Here is a 17,482-nt window from a genome sequence, read left to right on the forward strand (position 1 = left end):
CCTCACCCTCGAATCAGGGCTTACCCACCGGTACCAGGGCAATTTTGTAGGGATCGAAAATCTTCAGCATTTGGCCGTTATCCCTCAACCCCTGCAGCAATTTGGCAAACGTCTCGCCGCTGATCGGTGCCATCGGGCGGAGGATGGCGTAGTGGTGATAGACCTGATCGATGCGTTGCGACACCAGCAACTGCTCGCCGACTTTCTCGTTACGCAGCAGATAATCGCTCAGATAGGAGCGAGTCACCAAGGCAATATCCGCTCGTCCACGCAGCACCATCAGCAAGTTGCTGTCGTGGGAATAGGTCAGCGTGGCGTTGTAGGAGTCGGCCAGATACTTGGGATCGGCATTGAAATTGGCAAACTCGTAGTGATAGCCGCTGTACAGCGCCAAGCGCTTGCCCGCCAGGTCCTTGAAGTAATTCTCGTCGCGATCGGGTTTCTTCTGCGCGACAAAGATTTCTGCATCTTCCAGGCCCATGTCGACGTCGGTATGCGGAATATCCTTCCAGCCCCAGTCCGGGTTCTCGAAAATCGCCATATCGACCCGGCCTTCCTTGAAGTCGTTGAAACGTCGAGGAATGGAGGTGGGCACCAATACAAACTGATAATCGGTTTGCAACTGATTCAGCGCTTCCACCAGTTGCGGCAACAGACCGGTGTCGGCACCGGACTCCGGGCGCACGGTATAGGGTGGAAAATGCGCGGCACCGACCCGCACCTGTTGTGCAGCCTGAGACGGCAACACGAAGCACACCGCAAGCGTCGCCAGCAAAAGCCGCGAAGCCGTCCGAATTGGCGAAGACATCAAAACAATCCACTCCCCAAAAAAATACGCTTCAATGCATTCAAGCTAGGCGGTTTCCGCGACTTAGCCAGTTTCCTTTGACCTGAACAAACTATTGCTTCTCTTCCAGCACCAGAATCAACGCCTCATCGGCCAATTGATCGAGGCTCATGCTGCCGCCTGCGCGAAACCAGGTGGTGGTCCAGGACAATGCACCGGTCAGAAAACGGCGGGTGATGAACACATCCCCGCGGATAAAACCGGCCTCTTTGGCCTCACCCAGCACCTGAAGCCAGAGTTCTTCATAAATGTCGCGCAGCGCCAACACCTGCGCCTGCCCGTCTGCGGACAGCGAACGCCATTCATACACCAACACCGCCATGGCCTCGCCGCTGCCGCCCATGATCGACTGCAATTCACAACGAATCAGCGCCAGTACCCGCTCGCGCACGCTGCCGGCTTCGGCCAGGGCTGCACGCATCAACGCAGTGTTATAGCGAATGGTTTCTTCCATCACCGCCCGCAGGATCTCGTCCTTGCTCTTGAAGTGATGAAAAATGCTGCCGGACTGAATCCCCACGGCGCCGGCCAGATCGCGCACGGTGGTGCGTTCGTAACCTTTGTTGCGGAACAGGTGAGCCGCCACTTGCAGCAGTTTGCCGCGGGCGCTGTCCGGGTCGGTCAATTGGCCGCTGTCGACCAATTCGCGCATCACCCTCAGGGCTTTTTGCTCGTCCACCCGTTCTCTCCTACAGTCGATCAATCAAGTACGCCGCTCGCCGCTAAACCTGCGGGGTTGCGCGGGCAATTTAAGCTGGCCGGCGCGACCAAGCAAGCGCTCGGGCAGAAGATATTTATGCCGTTTACAAACCAAGCGCTTGCTTGGTAGTCTCGATGCACTTCTATCGCAGGTGAGTATGGAGTTGACTGTGCCCAAAACAATCCGCATCGGTTGCGCCAGCGCCTTTTGGGGCGACACCTCGACCGCCGCCGCGCAATTGGTAGAAGGTGGGCGTCTGGATTATCTGGTCTTCGATTATCTGGCCGAGGTTACGATGTCGATCATGGCCGGTGCGCGGATGAAAGACCCTCTGGCCGGTTACGCCAGCGACTTCATCGAAGTCCTCAGCCCGCTGTTGGCTCAACTGGCCGAACAGAAAATCCGCGTCATCAGCAACGCCGGCGGGGTCAATCCGCAAGCCTGCGCCGCCGCCCTCCAAGCGGCCTGCGACAAGGCCGGAGTGGCGCTGAAAATCGCCGTGCTGCTGGGCGATGACTTGCAGCCGCAACTCAAACAGCTGAGCCGCCGCGGTATCCATGAAATGTTCAGCGGCGCCCCTCTGCCGCCGATGTGTGTCTCGACCAACGCCTACCTCGGCGCACCGGGCATCGTCGAAGCCCTGCGGCTGGGCGCCGACATCGTCATCACCGGACGCGTGGTCGACAGCGCCGTGGTCAGCGCCGCGCTGGTGCATGAATTCGGCTGGTCCTGGCACGACTACGACAAACTCGCCCAGGCCGCATTGGCCGGGCACCTGATCGAATGCGGCGCCCAGTGCACCGGCGGCAACTTTACCGATTGGCGCGAGGTGCCCGACTACGAACACATCGGCTTCCCCATCGTCGAAGTCAACGCCGACAGCCAGTTCATCGTCAGCAAACCCGAAGGCTCCGGCGGACTGGTCACACCCCTGACGGTCGGCGAGCAGATGCTGTATGAAATCGGTAACCCGCAGGCGTATCTGCTGCCGGACGTGGTCTGCGATTTCACTGAAGTCAAACTCGTGCAACAAGGCAAAAACGCGGTCCAGGTGCACGGCGCAAAAGGCTTGCCACCGACCGATCAGTACAAGGTCAGCGCGACGTACCCGGACGGTTTCCGCTGCACCGCCAGTTGCCTGATCGCCGGGATCGATGCGGTCGACAAGGCGCGTCGAGTCAGCGAAGCCATCATCAACAAGACCTCGGAAATCTTCAGTCAGCGCGGTTGGCCACCCTACAGCGAAGTGAACATCGAACTGCTCGGCAGCGAGGCCACTTACGGCCCCCACGGTCAGCGTCAGGACAGCCGTGAAGTGGTGATCAAACTCGCGGTGCGCCATCCGGGGAAACAGGCGTTGATTGTGTTCTCCCGGGAGATCGCCCAGGCCGCCACCGGCATGGCGCCAGGGCTGACCGGGATTGTCGGTGGACGGCCGACGGTGTATCCGCTGATCCGGCTGTTCTCGTTCCTTATCGACAAAACCGCCTGCACGCTGGACATTGATATCAAGGGCCAGCGCCACCCCTGCGCCTTGCCCGCCGTTGATGTGCTCGACACCGCCGACCTGCCCGTGGCGTGCGCCCCACCGAAACCCTCTGGCCGGGCCGATGCCAGCGTGGCCCTGGTCAAACTCGCCGTGGCGCGCTCCGGTGACAAGGGTAACCACAGCAACATCGGCGTCATGGCCCGCGAGCCGGAGTACCTGCCGTGGATTGCCGAAGCCTTGACGCCGGCAGTGATCGTCGACTGGATGAGTCATGTCCTCGACCCGATCCACGGACGTGTCGAACGCTGGTACCTGCCGGGCACCCACAGCCTTAATTTTCTGCTGGAAAACGCCCTGGGAGGCGGTGGCGTGGCCAGCCTGCGGATCGATCCGCAAGGCAAAGCCTTCGCCCAGCAACTGCTGGAAATCCAGATCCCGGTGCCTCAGCGCATCGCCGACCAGGTCAACTAGAGGACTGTCGCCATGGCTTACGATTCGATTTTCAAAGCCGGTTTGTTTGCAGGCCAAAACATCATCGTCACCGGTGGCGGCAGCGGCATCGGCCGTTGCACCGCTCACGAACTGGCGGCCCTCGGCGCCCATGTGCTGCTGCTCGGGCGCAAGGCTGACAAGCTGAAAAACGTCACGGCCGAGATTACCGAAGATGGCGGCAAGGCTGACTGGATGGTCTGCGATATTCGTGAGGAAGAAACAGTCAAGCATATGATCAGCGAGTTGATCCGCAAGCACGGACCGATTCACGGCCTGGTCAACAATGCCGGCGGGCAGTACCCGTCGCCGCTGGCGTCGATCAATCAAAAAGGCTTCGATACGGTGTTGCGCACCAACCTGATGGGCGGCTTCCTGATGGCCCGGGAAGTGTTCAACCAGTCCATGAGCAAACATGGCGGCGCCATCGTCAACATGCTCGCCGACATGTGGGGCGGCATGCCCGGCATGGGCCACTCGGGCGCGGCGCGTTCAGGCATGGACAACCTCACCAAGACTGCCGCGTTCGAATGGGGTTATGCCGGGGTGCGGGTCAACGCCGTGGCGCCGGGCTGGATCGCGTCCAGTGGCATGGACACCTACGAAGGCGCGTTCAAAGCGGTGATCCCGACCTTGCGCGAGCACGTTCCATTGAAACGCATCGGCACCGAATCGGAAGTCAGCGCGGCGATCGTTTTCCTGCTCAGCCCGGCCGCGGCGTTTATCAGCGGCAGCACCTTGCGCATCGACGGCGCCGCCAGCCTGGGCGGGCGCGCCTGGCCGATACACAAGGCGCAGATCAGCGAGTCGTATAACGGTTTCCACCGTGCCTACCTGCCTGACGTGCTCAAGGACAAGGAATAATTCATGCCGGTGATTCAGTCGCAAGTGGACCCGTTCAGCGAACAGTTCGCCCGCAATCGCGCGGCGATGCTGGTCGGCATCGAGCACGTCCGCCAGCTCGAACAGAACTTGCTGAACAAGGCGGCCGAAGCCAAACCCAGGTTCGACAAACGCGGCCAATTATTGCCCCGCGAACGCCTCAATCTGCTGCTGGACCCTGGCGCACCGTTCCTCGAACTGGCGAGCCTGGCGGGCTACAAGCTGCATGACGACAAGGACGGCAGTTCGGCTGGCGGCGGGTTGATCGCCGGGATCGGCTACGTGTCCGGCGTGCGCGTGTTGGTGGTGGCAAACAACAGCGCAATCAAGGGCGGGACCATTTCCCCCAGCGGTTTGAAAAAATCCCTGCGCCTGCAACAGATCGCCATGGAGAACAAACTGCCGGTCATTACCCTGGCCGAAAGCGGTGGCGCCAACCTCAATTACGCGGCGGAGATTTTCGTCGAAGGCGCCCGCAGCTTTGCCAATCAAGCGCGGATGTCGGCCATGGGCCTGCCGCAAATCACCGTGGTCCATGGCTCGGCCACGGCGGGTGGCGCCTATCAGCCAGGGTTGTCGGATTATGTGGTGGTGGTGCGTGGCAAGGCCAAGCTGTTTCTGGCCGGCCCGCCGCTGCTCAAGGCTGCCACCGGCGAAGTCGCCACCGATGAAGCACTGGGGGGCGCCGAGATGCATGCGCAAATCGCCGGCACCGCGGAATACCTGGCCGAGAACGATGCCGATGGTGTGCGCTTGGTGCGCGAGATTGTCGGCCTGCTGCGGTGGAACGATCAGCTGCAATGGCTACCCGAACGTCACTGGGAAGAACCGCTCTACCCCATCGATGAGTTGCTCGGGCTGATTCCCGACGATGCGAAAAAACCTTACGACGTGCGCGAAATCATCGCGCGGATAGCCGACGGCTCGAACTTTCTCGAATTCAAGGGCGAGTTCGATCAGCAAACCGTCTGCGGCCATTTGCAGATTCAAGGCCGCTCCTGCGGGTTCATTGGCAACAATGGGCCGATCACGCCCAAGGGTGCGAGCAAGGCCGCGCAGTTCATTCAGCTCTGCGACCAGAGCAGGACCCCGTTGTTGTTCTTCCACAACACCACCGGGTTCATGGTCGGCACCGAGTCGGAGCAGCAAGGCGTGATCAAACACGGCGCGAAAATGATTCAAGCGGTGGCCAACGCCCGGGTGCCTAAACTGACCATCGTCGTCGGTGGTTCCTACGGCGCCGGCAACTACGCGATGTGCGGCCGCGGCCTCGACCCACGCTTCATCTTCGCCTGGCCCAACAGCCGCACAGCGGTGATGGGCGGCGCCCAGGCCGGCAAAGTGCTGAGGATCGTCACCGAGGCCAAGCAGGCCAAGGACGGTCTGGTGCCCGACCCGAAAATGCTCGACATGCTGGAACAGGTCACCGCGCAGAAACTCGACAGCCAGTCCACCGCACTGTACGGCAGCGCCAGCCTGTGGGACGACGGGTTGATCGATCCTCGCGATACTCGGACCTTGCTCGGGTACTTGCTGGATATCTGTCATGAGGCTGAAGTGCGGCCGCTGCAATCCAACAGTTTTGGTGTAGCCCGCTTTTGATTAGATCGTTCCCACGCTCTGCGTGGGAATGCAGCCAGGGACGCTCCGCGTCCCAAGAGCGGACGCAGAGCGTCCATTGAGGCATTCCCACGCAGAGCGTGGGAACGATCGGGAAGACACGGCAACGATCCGTTATTCAGGAGAACAATAAGAATGATCTTCACCCAGGAACACGAAGCACTGCGCCGCACTGTCCGCCAATTCGTCGATCACGAGATCAATCCTCACGTCGAGGCATGGGAAAAGGCCGGGCGCTTTCCGATCCACGAGGTCTTCCGCAAGGCCGGCGACCTCGGCCTGCTGGGGATTTCCAAACCGGAAAAGTTTGGCGGCATGGGGCTCGATTACAGCTATTCGATTGTCGCGGCTGAAGAGTTCGGCACCATCCACTGCGGCGGCATTCCGATGTCCATCGGCGTGCAGACCGACATGTGCACCCCGGCCCTCGCCCGCTTCGGCTCCGATGAACTGCGTGAAGAGTTCCTGCGGCCGGCGATCACTGGCGAGCAGGTCGGCTGCATCGGTGTTTCCGAAGTCGGCGCCGGTTCCGACGTGGCCGGTTTGAAAACCACCGCCCGTAAAGACGGCGACGACTATGTGATCAACGGCAGCAAGATGTGGATTACCAACTCGCCGAGCGCGGACTTCATCTGCCTGCTGGCCAACACCTCAGACGACAAACCGCACATCAACAAGTCGCTGATCATGGTGCCGATGAACACCCCCGGCATCAGCCTCAGTTCGCACCTGGACAAGCTCGGCATGCGCAGTTCGGAAACCGCTCAGGTGTTTTTCGACAACGTGCGCGTGCCGCAACGCAACCGCATCGGCCATGAAGGCGCGGGGTTCATGATGCAGATGCTGCAGTTCCAGGAGGAACGGCTGTTCGGCGCGGCAAACATGATCAAGGGCCTGGAGTACTGCGTCGACAGCACCATCGAGTACTGCAAGGAACGTAAAACCTTCGGCAGTGCGCTGATCGACAATCAGGTCATCCATTTCCGCCTGGCCGAACTGCAAACCGAAATCGAATGCCTGCGGGCATTGGTCTATCAGGCCACCGAGCAGTACATCAAAGGCCAGGACGTTACCCGTCTGGCGTCGATGGCCAAACTCAAGGCCGGGCGTCTGGGCCGGGAAGTCAGCGACAGCTGCCTGCAATATTGGGGCGGCATGGGCTTCATGTGGGATAACCCGGTGGCCCGCGCTTACCGTGACGTGCGGCTGGTGTCAATCGGCGGCGGTGCCGACGAAATCATGCTGGGGATCATCTGCAAACTGATGGGCATCCTGCCGGGGAAAAACAAATGAGCGCCCTGCCGGTTTGCCAAACCTTGTTGCTGGAGTCGCACAACGGCGTCCTGCACATCACCCTCAACCGCCCCGAAAGCCGCAATGCCATGAGCCTGTTGATGGTCGCGGAACTGCGTGCCGTGCTGTTGGCCGTGCGCGATGACCGTGAGATTCGGGCCTTGGTGATCGGTGGCGCGGGCGGGCATTTTTGCGCCGGTGGCGACATCAAGGACATGGCCAACGCACGCGCTCAAGGCCCGAGTGCCTATCGCGATTTGAATCGCGCGTTCGGTGCGCTGCTGCAAGAGGTGCAACACGCGCCGCAAGTGGTGATCACGGTGCTGCAAGGCGCGGTGCTCGGCGGTGGTTTGGGTCTGGTCTGCGTCAGCGACGTCGCCTTGGCCGATCACCAGGCGCAATTTGGTCTGCCGGAAACCAGCCTCGGTCTGCTACCCGCGCAAATCGCGCCGTTCGTAGTACAGCGCATCGGCCTGACCCAGACTCGCCGACTGGCGCTGACCGCGGCACGTTTCGATGGCACACACGCACGGCGCATGGGCTTGGTGCATTTTGTCGAGCATGACGCGCAAGCGTTGGCCGAGCGTCTCGATGAAATTCTGGCCCATGTGTTGTGCTGTGCGCCGGAGGCCAATGCGACGACCAAAAAGCTGTTGCTCGCGAGTGCCGGACAGCCATCGAATGCGTTGCTGGATGAAGCGGCCGACTGGTTCAGCGAGGCGGTGACCGGGGCTGAAGGTATTGAGGGGACCATGGCCTTCGTGCAAAAGCGTAAGCCGGGCTGGGCGCCTTAAGAGCATCGTCGGAACGCCGCCCGGAGCAAGCCCGCTCCCACAGGGAAATGCATTTCAAATGTGGGAGCGGGCTTGCTCGCGAAGAGGCCATCACATCCACCGCAAACCCCAATGGAATACCCCATGCCCGGACTCAGAAAAATCCTGATCGCCAACCGCGGTGAAATCGCCTGCCGCATCCAGCGCACCGCCCAGGCCCTGGGCTATCGCACGGTCGCGGTGTTCAGCGATGCCGACGCCGATGCCCTGCACGTGCAACTGGCCGACGAAGCCGTGAACATCGGCCCGGCCCCGGTGCAGCAGTCCTATCTGAATATCCCGGCCATTCTCGACGCCGCCCGGCGCACGGGCGCTGACGCCATCCATCCAGGCTACGGCTTCCTCTCGGAAAACGCCGGGTTCGCCCGCGCCTGCCAGGATGCCGGCATCACCTTCATCGGCCCCAGTCCCGACGCCATCGAACTGATGGGTAGCAAACGCCTGTCGAAACTCGCCATGCTCGAGGCCGGTGTGCCGTGCATCAAGGGTTATCAGGGCGAAGAACAGGACGACGCCACCCTGAGCCGCGAAGCCGCACGCATCGGCTATCCGCTGATGATCAAGGCCAGTGCCGGCGGTGGCGGACGTGGCATGCGCCTGGTGCACAAGGCCAATGATTTGCTCGAACAACTGCGCACCGCCCGCTCCGAAGCGCTGCATGGGTTTGGCAGTGAGGAACTGATTCTCGAGCAAGCGCTGATCGACCCGCGTCACGTCGAAGTTCAACTGTTCGGCGACCAGCACGGTAACCTGATCTACCTTGGCGAGCGCGACTGCTCGATCCAGCGTCGCCATCAAAAAGTCATCGAAGAAGCGCCCTGCCCGGTGATGACCGCCGAGTTGCGTCAGGCCATGGGCGAAGCGGCGCTCAAGGCAGGTCGCGCAGTGAATTACGTCGGCGCTGGCACCGTCGAGTTCCTGCTGGATGCGCGCGGGCAGTTTTACTTTCTGGAGATGAACACCCGACTCCAGGTGGAGCACCCGGTGACCGAATTGATCACCGGCCTCGATCTGGTGGCCTGGCAGTTGCACGTCGCCGAAGGACTGCCGCTGCCCTTGCGACAGGAGCAGGTCCAGCTCAGCGGCCATGCCATGGAAGTCCGTTTGTACGCCGAAGATCCAGCACACGGTTTTCTGCCACAGACCGGTCGCATCACCGCTTGGGAGCCAGCGTTGCAGAGCGGCGTGCGGATCGATCATGGCTTGATTGAAGGCCAGACAGTCAGCCCGTTTTATGACCCGATGCTGGGCAAGATCATCGCCCACGGCGCCACCCGCGAAGAAGCCCGGCGCAAATTACTGCGGGCGGTGCAGGACAGCGTGCTGCTCGGCGTGCAGAGCAATCAGCGCTTGCTTGCCGGCCTGCTCGAACACCCGCAGTTCATCAGTGGCGAATTCAGTACCGGGTTCATCCAGACTCACTTTGCCGAGCATCCTTACCTGCATGCGCATGTGCCGAGCGCCGAAGAACTGGCCATCGCTGCTGCATTGTTCTATCAGGCCTCGGCGCAGGCTCATCACGCGCCACCGGCCGGTTGGCGCAACAATGCCAGCGTGCCGTTGCTCTATCGAATCGGCCTTGAGGATCAGGATTGGCCGGTGGAATTGAACGCTGTGCCGGGTGAACCGTATCGGCTTCAAGTCGCCACAACGCCTTTTGAATTAAAGATCATCCAGTGCGACGGACGCTGGGCCAGCCTGGACATCAACGGTATCCGGCAACGCCATGCCTACCGTCTTGAGGCCGGGCAACTCTGGCTGTTCACCCGCCCCGGCAGTGTGCGACTGGTGGACCGGACGCAGGCCTTGGTCAGCAGCCAGGCCAGCGTCAGCTCCGGCACCCTCAAGGCCCCGATGGATGGGGCGATCGTCGACGTGCTGGTGGCTGAGGGCAGCCCGGTCAGTAAAGGCCAGTTATTGGTAGTGCTGGAGGCCATGAAAATGGAGCATCCGCTCAAGTCGGGCATCGACGGCGTGCTCAAACGCTTGCAGGTCAGGGTCGGTGACCAGGTGAAAAATCGTCAGATTTTGTTGGAGGTCGAATAAGCCGCTAGGCGGATCCGCCGGGTTTGGCTACGCTCAAGCCCTATCAGGACGCGGATACCAGGAACCCTGCGATGCCTCACTGGCTGGTCATTGATCTGGAAGCCACCACCGATGAGGGTGGTTGGCCAGTAACAGAAATGGAAATCATCGAAATCGGCGCCACCCTGGTGGACCGAAAAGGCCGAGAACTGGATAGTTTTCAGTGTTTCGTGCGCCCGACACGTCGGCCTTTGCTGACGCCGTTTTGCCGGCAACTGACCCACATCACCCAGGCCAATATCGACGCCGCGCAGCCTCTGAGCGAGGTTTGGGCGTCGTTCGAACACTGGCTCGGCCAGCATCACTCGCGCCTCGAAGGCTGGGTCAGTTGGGGCGATTACGATCGCAAACAGTTGGTTCAGGAGTGGGAGCGCCTGCAACTCGACAGCGCCCTGAGCCGGGTGCCGCACATGAACCTCAAACAGCGCTTTGCCAAGGCTCGTCGGCTGGAGCGCCCGCTGGGACTTAACGGTGCGCTGCAACTGGCGGGCATGCAGTTCAATGGCCAACAACATCGGGCGCTGGAAGATGCGCGCAATACCGCACGCTTATTGCCGCTGGTTCTTCCGTCTTAGAGAGGTGACGCCGGCATGGGCCTTGTGCATACTGGCCGGCCCTTTTCAGCCCTTTTCGAGGAATCGCCCATGTTTAAAGTCAACGAGTACTTCGACGGCACCGTCAAGTCGATCGCCTTTGGCACCGCTGAAGGTCCTGCGACCATCGGCGTCATGGCACCGGGCGAATACGAATTCGGCACCAGCCAGCGTGAAATCATGCACGTGGTGTCCGGCGCCCTGACCGTCAAACTGCCGGACAGCAGCGACTGGGAAACCTTCGCCGCTGGCAGCCAGTTCAACGTGCCCGCCAACAGCAAGTTCCAACTGAAAGTGGCCGTCGACACCGCTTACCTGTGCGAATACCGCGGCTAAAACCCTGGGTTTCACAGCGACAAAAAAAATGCCCGCGTCCTTGGACTTGGGCATTTTTTTATTCAGCTTGTCTTATTCCAGAACTGTCACCGGCATACCGACTTCAAGTTGGCCATTGCTGTCGTTGACCAGGTTCTGTCCGAACATCGCGCCGTCGGCTTCGGCACGGTATTTCTGCAACGTCGCCAGCGGTTCACGATCTTCGCTGCGCTCGCCGGTTTGCGGATCGATGGTGGTCAGAATGCAGCGTGAACACGACTTGACCACGCGGAACTCGACGTCGCCGATGCGAATGCGCTTCCAGCGATCTTCGGCATGCGCCTCACTGCCCTCGATTACCAGGTTGGGCCGAAAGCGCAGCATTTCCAGCGGGCGGCCGACTTTTTGCGACAAGTCCTCCAGTGAGGCCTGTCCGATCAGCAACAGCGGAAAGCCATCGGCGAAGGCCACCTGATCATCGTCCTTGCCGTAGCCGGCCTGGGTGGTCCGTGCGCGATCAAGAGGGACTTGTACCAGGCGAGTCGGTTTGCCAATGAATTCACTGACCCAGGCACCTGCATCGTCACCGGCATCCGGTACACGCAACGTATCGCGCCAAATGGTTACGCCACGCAGTTGCGCTTCGCTGGCAGGCAAGGCGATATCGATCGGAGAGCGGCCCGGCGCGCTGAGGGTCAAGCCACCATCGGCATTCCACAACGCCGACAACTGACTCATCTGCGCCACTGCACGTTGAGTCAGAAAGCGCCCGCTGGCCTCGTCCACCAGCATCCAGCGTCGATCACCGTCCAGGCCCAGCTTGTCGAGGCTGACCTGCTGCAGGATCTCGCCCTTGCCGGATTTCAACGGATAACGATACAGCGCGCTCAGACGCAACATGGCCAGCTCCCTGGTGGATAAAAACGCCACCCTATACGAGCTTGATCGCCGAATCAAAGGCCAAAAACTGTGGGAGCGGGCTTGCTCGCGAAGGGGCCATAACATTCAACATCTTCGTTGACTGTTACACCGCCTTCGTCGGAACGCCGCCCGGACCAAGCCCGCTCCCACATGGACCGTGTTTTGGTCAGGCAGGCACTTCGTCGAGCATCAGACGCTGGCGCACCACATCGACGAGTTTGTCCGGCTGGAATTTGGAGAGGAAGTTGTCGCAGCCGACCTTCTTCACCATCGAGTCGTTGAAGCTGCCGGACAATGAGGTATGCAGAACCACATAAAGGCCACGCAGGCGCGGGTCGTTGCGGATTTCCGTGGTCAGGCGATAACCGTCCATTTCCGGCATTTCCGCGTCGGTGAAGACCATCAGCAGTTTGTCGGTCATGTTCACACCGGTATCGGCCCAGGCCTTGAGCATGTTCAGAGCCTTCAGGCCATCGCTGGCGATGTGCATCTTCACGCCCAATTGACCCAGGGTGTCGCGCAATTGCGACAGGGCCACGTTCGAGTCGTCCACCAGCAGCACTTCACGGCCACGGGCACGTTCCAGAACCGGATCGTCGAGTTTGTCGCGCGATACCTTGGCGTTGTACGGGACGATTTCCGCGAGGACTTTTTCGACGTCGATGATTTCCACCAACTGATCGTCGACCTTGCTGATAGCGGTCAAATAATGCTGACGGCCGGCGCTGGCCGGCGGCGGCAGAATGGCTTCCCAGTTCATGTTGACGATACGGTCCACACCACCGACCAGGAACGCCTGCACTGAACGGTTGTACTCGGTAACGATGATCGTACTGGTCGGGCTTGGCACCAGCGGACGCATACCGATGGCCTGGGACAGGTCGATCACTGGCAGGGTCTGGCCACGCAGATTAACCACGCCGCAGACAAACGGATGACGCTGGGGCATCAGGGTCAGTTTCGGCAGCTGCAGCACTTCCTGCACTTTGAAGACGTTGATCGCGAACAATTGACGTCCGGCCAGCCGGAACATGAGAATTTCCAGGCGATTCTCACCCACCAGTTGCGTGCGTTGGTCTACCGTGTCGAGAATGCCGGCCATCAATGACTCCTGGGCTTGTTCTGATGAATTCACTAAAGGGGGTTATCGGCTGTTTTTGCTAGACCTTGACCCCCGTGTAAAATGCCACGACCAAACATTGATATCACATTAACATCATGCTTTACTGGCCAGGCAATTTCATCTGCCCCACTGCCTGCCGCGAGACCTCGTTTCGTTCGGTTGGTTCCCCTGTGTAAGGGATTCCCCTAGTAACAATCAGGCCCAACCTGATATTCGCAATATCCAATAGCCATTAATGTGACGCCATTCTCATTGCATGAATGGAGTCAGGCTTTTGTGTGCGATCGCAGGTAAGTGGCCATCCACCCTATCGAGTTCCCCAGCCTGCAGCCAGACAGGCTGGCGCGCGATCTCACGACGGCATGGTAATACGGGGACGCTGATCGTCCCCGTCGACACACACGACATTCCCGCATTTGACATGACGTTGTGGAGATAAACATGCCGAACGATCGTAAAGAATGGGCTCACCGGCTCCCTGAGTTTCTCGTCGAAGCTGAGACACTGCTGGTTAAAACCGAGGAATGCCTGAGTCATTTGCAACTGATCAGTAATGACAAGGACGCCATCGACTGCATGCTGAGCACCCTGCTCAAATTGGCCAACAAGGCTGATGCCCTCGCTCTGGCAGCCGTTTCGGAGTTTTCGCTGCACATTCATGGTTTGCTGAGCCATGCCCAGAATCACATGGATTTACACGACCAGGCCCTGAGTGCGCTGAAAGACTGCCTGACGTTGATCGCCTGGCAACTCGAGCTAATCGATCAGAAGACCGGCCAACTCAGCCTTGATGACAGCGAACAGACCTCCCTGATCGAAGCCTTCGCCTTTCAGGTCGGACACAGTCAGTTTCAGCCCCCCGCTAATTCCAAGCCGTTCACACTCGTTTCCTTTGCAGGTCGGCAAGCCTGAATTATCGGGCCCTATGCCGTGTTGTGAATTTTTATTGCCATGACTGCCCTTCCAACTTTGGCGGGATCATGTCGCATTTGAATATTCCCTACCTGCTTACGACAACTCGAAACAAATAAACCACTCTTGCCAGCCAACTTTTTCCATTATGGAACTGCTGTCCATAAATGCTTGTTTCCTGACTCTGCGGACATATATACCAAACGCGACCAACGGTATCTTAAGTGGTATTATGCCGCCCATTAGTTGACGTCAATTAATGGCAGAGTGACTCCAGACAGAGACCCGTCATCCACGATGCCCGGTCTTCCCGCAGCGAACATCCATTGGCTCCATCCGCTATGTACGCCAGCCTCAAGTCGATCACCCTAAGGCTACCCACCCCAAAAAACGCGCGCCTGGTCACGCTTGTGTTGTGTACCTGTTCGGCGCTTGGCTGCCTGCTGATTTATAGCCTGTCCACTCGCCTGCCGCTGAGTCTGCTGGTACTCAATATCGCCGCATTGGCCTGCGTCTGGGTACAGCATTGTCTTTCGCGCAAGTCGATAAAGTTTCAACCCCAGGAGTTGGCTGACCGGCTGTTGGAGGTTCAGGAAAACGAACGTCACAGGCTCAGTCGGGAACTGCATGACGACATCGGCCAATTGCTGACCGCGGCAAAACTTCAAAGCGACTGGCTCAAACGCCGAATGCCCGAAGAACTTCAGGGCCAGTGTTCGGTGCTCTGCGACACGCTGGAAGAAACCCTGGCCAAAGTGCGAGACGTATCGGCCATTCTCAATCCGAGGCAGCTGACCAGTCTCGGGCTGGAAGCCAGTCTGCGGGCGCATTTACTCAAGACGCTGGCCAACACGCCGGTGCACTGGAGCCTGGAATGCCATCAGCGTTTGGCCGGCATACCGGAGGAAATGACGCTGGCCGCCTTTCGAATCACCCAGGAAGCGGTGACCAATATATTGCGCCATGCCGAAGCGAAAAACCTGTTGGTCCGCCTGCAACGTCTGCCTCAGGGCCTGACACTGTTGATCAGTGACGATGGCCTGGGATTCGCACCCGCGACCGATCCAGGTCGTGAGGGGCAACGTGGAATGGCAGGGATGTCGGAACGGATCAATCAGCTGGGAGGCACACTGAGCGTGACCAGCGAGCCGGGCAAAGGCACTCAAATCGAAGCCCTCTTTCCCTGGGCGCCTCGTGCGCTCGAACGGGCCAGTACGAATAAGGTTATGCGTTGACTTGTAACTTACTTCTGGTGGATGACCACTCGCTTATCAGGGCAGGCGTGCGCGCTCTGGTGCTGGATATTCCCGGCTACGCGGTAATCGGTGAGGCCAATGACGGCTCGCAGTTGCTCGAGATGGTCGAGCAGTTGTCCCCCGACATTATCCTGCTGGATATTTCCATGAAGGAAACCAGTGGCCTTGACGCATTGCAGCGACTCAAGCGAGTACGCCCGCAGAGCAAGGTGCTGATCCTGTCGATGCACACCGATCCCGCAATCATCATGCAGGCACTGGAATCCGGTGCACATGGCTACCTGCTCAAGGACACCACGGCTAACGAGCTCGAACATGCCCTGGATGCCTTGCGGAACAACGAACGCTACCTGAGCCCGGCCATCGCCCACACCGTCATCAACCAGGCGCTGACTCGAACTCAGAAAAACCAGCCGGAACCTGCCGACTCGCACAACCTGACGGCGCGTCAGCTGGAAATCCTTCGGCTGATCGTTCGCGGAAAATCCACCCGGGAAATTGCCAATGGCCTGGGCCTCAGCATCAAGACCGTTGAAACCCACCGCTCGCAGATCATGAAGCGTTTGCAGATCTACGATGTGGCGGGACTGGTGCTGTTCGCCGTGCGCGAGCAGATCATCAGCCTGGATGATTGATCAATTGCGATGACCCCAGCAGCGGCGAGTTTTCAGGTAAATGCACGCGCAGTGCCGCTGGACGCGTCGAGAAACGCAAGTTGTCACCTTCCAGAGGTTCGCCATCGAGGTTGATGTAGAGGCCTTCCGAGACCTTGATTTCCACCCATGGCAACCGGACTCGCACAAACATGTTGTCGATGCCGAAGCCATCGGCGAGCAGGGTTTTCAAAGTGCCGACGACTTCTTGCGGCGCAGGCAGAATACTGATGTCCAGCAGACCGTCGTCGGCCAGCGCTTCCGGACACAACACATGCCCACCGCCGGCCTGCCGGCCATTGCCGATGCCCAATGCCAACAGCTCGCCACTCCACTGAAAATCAGGCCCCTGCAACTCGCCATAGGCTGCGTGCAACTCACTGAAGCGCGATAAACCGGTGAACAGGTAAGCCGCGCCCCCGAGGATTTTTTTCAAGTCCTCCGAGGTGTTTGCCGTGACCTGGCTGCCAAAACCGCCCGTGGCCATATTCAGGAACACCTGCCCGCCGACCTCCCCCAGATCAATGGCACTCGGTGCGATGTCGAGAAGTTCCAGTGCCTGCACGGGCTCCAGAGGCACCCCGGCGGCACGCGCGAAATCATTGGCGGTCCCCAACGGCATCAGGACCAGACTGGCCTTTGTCGAATGCGCCGCCAAGGCTTCGGCAATATCACGCAAGGTACCGTCACCGCCGCCGGCAATGATTTGCGTGTAGCCTGCCGCCAGTGCTTCATCTACCAGGCGCTGCGCGTCGCCCGCTTCCCAGGTCACTCGAACGGCCAGCTCCCAACCCTGCTCGCGCTTGTCCGCAACGGCAGAACGAACCGCCTCGTTGAGTGCTTGCTTGCCATGCAGAATCAACAGCGCCTTGCGTTCGCTCATCAGTTGTCACTCCCATGATTGAATTCCGTATGGGAGATGTTGACCTCATCTCGCCACATAAAAGTCGCAAGAATTTGAATTATTTGAAGTCGAGCCGTATGGCGTCCTACAAGGCGGTACTTTTTCTTACAAGACGTGAGGAATTGGCTCAATTGACCGCCCCAAGCGATTGGTACACCTTGGCGCCTGCCGTTATCAAACATCAGCAGGAACTACACAGGGACGTGCCATGCAAAGCCAAGAGATCAGGTCACCGGTTATTCCGGTTGCACCGTTCGCAGAAAAACGCGCCAATCATCAAGCTGAATTCAAAAACAGCGCAAAGCCCATTGGAGAAGCTGCTATGGAATCTCGCGTCGTTGAATTGGAGACCCACCTCAAATACATCCGACGAGACATGGATGAAGTCCGTAGTGACGTCAAATCCATAAAACACAGGCTTGCCTACTCGGCTATTGGAACAGCCGTCGTCATCGGGGTTCTGGCCTGGATCGCCAATAGCCGTTTCGACCAGCTCGTGACACTCCTGGCTCACCAAGGGTAAGCCATGAACGCAAAACCCGGTTCGATCAACCGGGTTTGCGCAGT

The 17,482-nt window shown here is 59.5% G+C and carries 17 protein-coding genes; 12 read left to right on the forward strand and 5 right to left on the reverse strand.

What is annotated here, in order from left to right:
• Positions 1-13 precede the first annotated feature (13 nt).
• Complete coding sequence (locus KGB03_RS09125) at positions 14-808, reverse strand: substrate-binding periplasmic protein (RefSeq protein WP_111452343.1); 795 nt, start codon at positions 806-808, stop codon at positions 14-16.
• Positions 809-899: 91 nt separating this feature from the next.
• The gene (locus tag KGB03_RS09130; RefSeq protein WP_008145910.1) at positions 900-1,526 is read right to left on the reverse strand and encodes a TetR/AcrR family transcriptional regulator; all 627 of its coding nucleotides are present in this window, start codon (positions 1,524-1,526) and stop codon (positions 900-902) included.
• A 190-nt stretch (positions 1,527-1,716) separates the two neighbouring features.
• On the opposite strand from KGB03_RS09130, the gene KGB03_RS09135 reads away from it, so the two are divergent.
• The 8 genes from KGB03_RS09135 to KGB03_RS09170 all read left to right on the forward strand — a co-directional run bounded on the left by KGB03_RS09135 (position 1,717) and on the right by KGB03_RS09170 (position 11,167).
• The gene (locus KGB03_RS09135) at positions 1,717-3,507 is read left to right on the forward strand and encodes an acyclic terpene utilization AtuA family protein (protein WP_223526874.1); all 1,791 of its coding nucleotides are present in this window, start codon (positions 1,717-1,719) and stop codon (positions 3,505-3,507) included.
• A 12-nt stretch (positions 3,508-3,519) separates the two neighbouring features.
• The gene (locus KGB03_RS09140) at positions 3,520-4,389 is read left to right on the forward strand and encodes an SDR family oxidoreductase (protein WP_223526875.1); all 870 of its coding nucleotides are present in this window, start codon (positions 3,520-3,522) and stop codon (positions 4,387-4,389) included.
• Between the two features lie 3 nt (positions 4,390-4,392).
• Positions 4,393-6,009 (forward strand): geranyl-CoA carboxylase subunit beta, encoded by a 1,617-nt coding sequence (gene atuC / locus KGB03_RS09145; RefSeq protein ID WP_223526876.1) that lies wholly within the window; start codon positions 4,393-4,395, stop codon positions 6,007-6,009.
• A gap of 153 nt (positions 6,010-6,162) precedes the next feature.
• Positions 6,163-7,320, forward strand: coding sequence for a citronellyl-CoA dehydrogenase (atuD, locus tag KGB03_RS09150; RefSeq protein WP_223526877.1), 1,158 nt, complete (start codon positions 6,163-6,165; stop codon positions 7,318-7,320).
• A complete protein-coding gene (locus KGB03_RS09155) occupies positions 7,317-8,114 on the forward strand; it encodes an enoyl-CoA hydratase/isomerase family protein (protein WP_218537729.1) in 798 nt (265 codons plus the stop codon). Before atuD ends, KGB03_RS09155 begins: the two co-directional genes overlap by 4 nt.
• 123 nt (positions 8,115-8,237) lie before the next feature.
• The gene (locus tag KGB03_RS09160) at positions 8,238-10,199 is read left to right on the forward strand and encodes an acetyl/propionyl/methylcrotonyl-CoA carboxylase subunit alpha (RefSeq protein WP_223526878.1); all 1,962 of its coding nucleotides are present in this window, start codon (positions 8,238-8,240) and stop codon (positions 10,197-10,199) included.
• A 71-nt stretch (positions 10,200-10,270) separates the two neighbouring features.
• Positions 10,271-10,813 carry an exonuclease domain-containing protein gene (locus KGB03_RS09165; RefSeq protein ID WP_223526879.1) on the forward strand — a complete coding sequence of 181 codons (543 nt, stop codon included), beginning with the start codon at positions 10,271-10,273 and terminating at the stop codon, positions 10,811-10,813.
• 69 nt (positions 10,814-10,882) lie between these two features.
• A complete protein-coding gene (locus KGB03_RS09170) occupies positions 10,883-11,167 on the forward strand; it encodes a pyrimidine/purine nucleoside phosphorylase (RefSeq protein ID WP_007940055.1) in 285 nt (94 codons plus the stop codon).
• Positions 11,168-11,239: 72 nt separating this feature from the next.
• On the opposite strand, the gene KGB03_RS09175 is transcribed toward KGB03_RS09170, so the two are convergent.
• Both KGB03_RS09175 and KGB03_RS09180 read right to left on the reverse strand, forming a co-directional pair.
• Complete coding sequence (locus tag KGB03_RS09175; RefSeq protein WP_223526880.1) at positions 11,240-12,046, reverse strand: MOSC domain-containing protein; 807 nt, start codon at positions 12,044-12,046, stop codon at positions 11,240-11,242.
• 187 nt (positions 12,047-12,233) lie between these two features.
• Positions 12,234-13,169, reverse strand: coding sequence for a chemotaxis protein CheV (locus tag KGB03_RS09180; RefSeq protein WP_008145901.1), 936 nt, complete (start codon positions 13,167-13,169; stop codon positions 12,234-12,236).
• A gap of 462 nt (positions 13,170-13,631) precedes the next feature.
• On the opposite strand from KGB03_RS09180, the gene KGB03_RS09185 reads away from it, so the two are divergent.
• The 3 genes from KGB03_RS09185 (at position 13,632) to KGB03_RS09195 (ending at position 15,993) form a co-directional block, all read left to right on the forward strand.
• On the forward strand, positions 13,632-14,102 hold the full coding sequence (locus KGB03_RS09185) for a hypothetical protein (protein WP_150656970.1): 471 nt from the start codon (positions 13,632-13,634) through the stop codon (positions 14,100-14,102).
• Between the two features lie 341 nt (positions 14,103-14,443).
• Positions 14,444-15,337 (forward strand): sensor histidine kinase, encoded by an 894-nt coding sequence (locus KGB03_RS09190; RefSeq protein ID WP_223526892.1) that lies wholly within the window; start codon positions 14,444-14,446, stop codon positions 15,335-15,337.
• A complete protein-coding gene (locus KGB03_RS09195; RefSeq protein ID WP_218537725.1) occupies positions 15,334-15,993 on the forward strand; it encodes a response regulator transcription factor in 660 nt (219 codons plus the stop codon). The genes KGB03_RS09190 and KGB03_RS09195 overlap by 4 nt, the downstream gene beginning before the upstream one ends.
• On the opposite strand, the gene yegS is transcribed toward KGB03_RS09195, so the two are convergent.
• Positions 15,977-16,894: a lipid kinase YegS gene (gene yegS / locus KGB03_RS09200; protein WP_223526881.1), complete on the reverse strand. Its 918-nt coding sequence runs from the start codon at positions 16,892-16,894 to the stop codon at positions 15,977-15,979. The two genes, KGB03_RS09195 and yegS, sit on opposite strands and share 17 nt — an antisense overlap.
• 229 nt (positions 16,895-17,123) lie before the next feature.
• On the opposite strand from yegS, the gene KGB03_RS09205 reads away from it, so the two are divergent.
• Positions 17,124-17,438, forward strand: a complete 315-nt coding sequence (locus KGB03_RS09205; RefSeq protein WP_192410939.1) for a hypothetical protein — start codon at positions 17,124-17,126, stop codon at positions 17,436-17,438.
• The last annotated feature ends 44 nt before the right edge of the window (positions 17,439-17,482 follow it).

Origin of the sequence: Pseudomonas sp. BF-B-26 (assembly GCF_019956495.1) — a bacterium.
Taxonomy (GTDB): Bacteria; Pseudomonadota; Gammaproteobacteria; order Pseudomonadales; family Pseudomonadaceae; genus Aquipseudomonas.

Excerpts from the sequence above, each read along its gene's own strand:
- KGB03_RS09125 (WP_111452343.1), bottom strand. The coding sequence starts at position 808 with ATGTCTTCGCCAATTCGGACGGCTTCGCGGCTTTTGCTGGCGACGCTT.
- KGB03_RS09140 (WP_223526875.1), top strand. The coding sequence starts at position 3,520 with ATGGCTTACGATTCGATTTTCAAAGCCGGTTTGTTTGCAGGCCAAAAC.
- atuC (WP_223526876.1), top strand. The coding sequence starts at position 4,393 with ATGCCGGTGATTCAGTCGCAAGTGGACCCGTTCAGCGAACAGTTCGCC.
- atuD (WP_223526877.1), top strand. The coding sequence starts at position 6,163 with ATGATCTTCACCCAGGAACACGAAGCACTGCGCCGCACTGTCCGCCAA.
- KGB03_RS09155 (WP_218537729.1), top strand. The coding sequence starts at position 7,317 with ATGAGCGCCCTGCCGGTTTGCCAAACCTTGTTGCTGGAGTCGCACAAC.
- KGB03_RS09160 (WP_223526878.1), top strand. The coding sequence starts at position 8,238 with ATGCCCGGACTCAGAAAAATCCTGATCGCCAACCGCGGTGAAATCGCC.
- KGB03_RS09165 (WP_223526879.1), top strand. The coding sequence starts at position 10,271 with ATGCCTCACTGGCTGGTCATTGATCTGGAAGCCACCACCGATGAGGGT.
- KGB03_RS09170 (WP_007940055.1), top strand. The coding sequence starts at position 10,883 with ATGTTTAAAGTCAACGAGTACTTCGACGGCACCGTCAAGTCGATCGCC.
- KGB03_RS09175 (WP_223526880.1), bottom strand. The coding sequence starts at position 12,046 with ATGTTGCGTCTGAGCGCGCTGTATCGTTATCCGTTGAAATCCGGCAAG.
- KGB03_RS09180 (WP_008145901.1), bottom strand. The coding sequence starts at position 13,169 with ATGGCCGGCATTCTCGACACGGTAGACCAACGCACGCAACTGGTGGGT.
- KGB03_RS09185 (WP_150656970.1), top strand. The coding sequence starts at position 13,632 with ATGCCGAACGATCGTAAAGAATGGGCTCACCGGCTCCCTGAGTTTCTC.
- KGB03_RS09190 (WP_223526892.1), top strand. The coding sequence starts at position 14,444 with ATGTACGCCAGCCTCAAGTCGATCACCCTAAGGCTACCCACCCCAAAA.
- yegS (WP_223526881.1), bottom strand. The coding sequence starts at position 16,894 with ATGAGCGAACGCAAGGCGCTGTTGATTCTGCATGGCAAGCAAGCACTC.
- KGB03_RS09205 (WP_192410939.1), top strand. The coding sequence starts at position 17,124 with ATGCAAAGCCAAGAGATCAGGTCACCGGTTATTCCGGTTGCACCGTTC.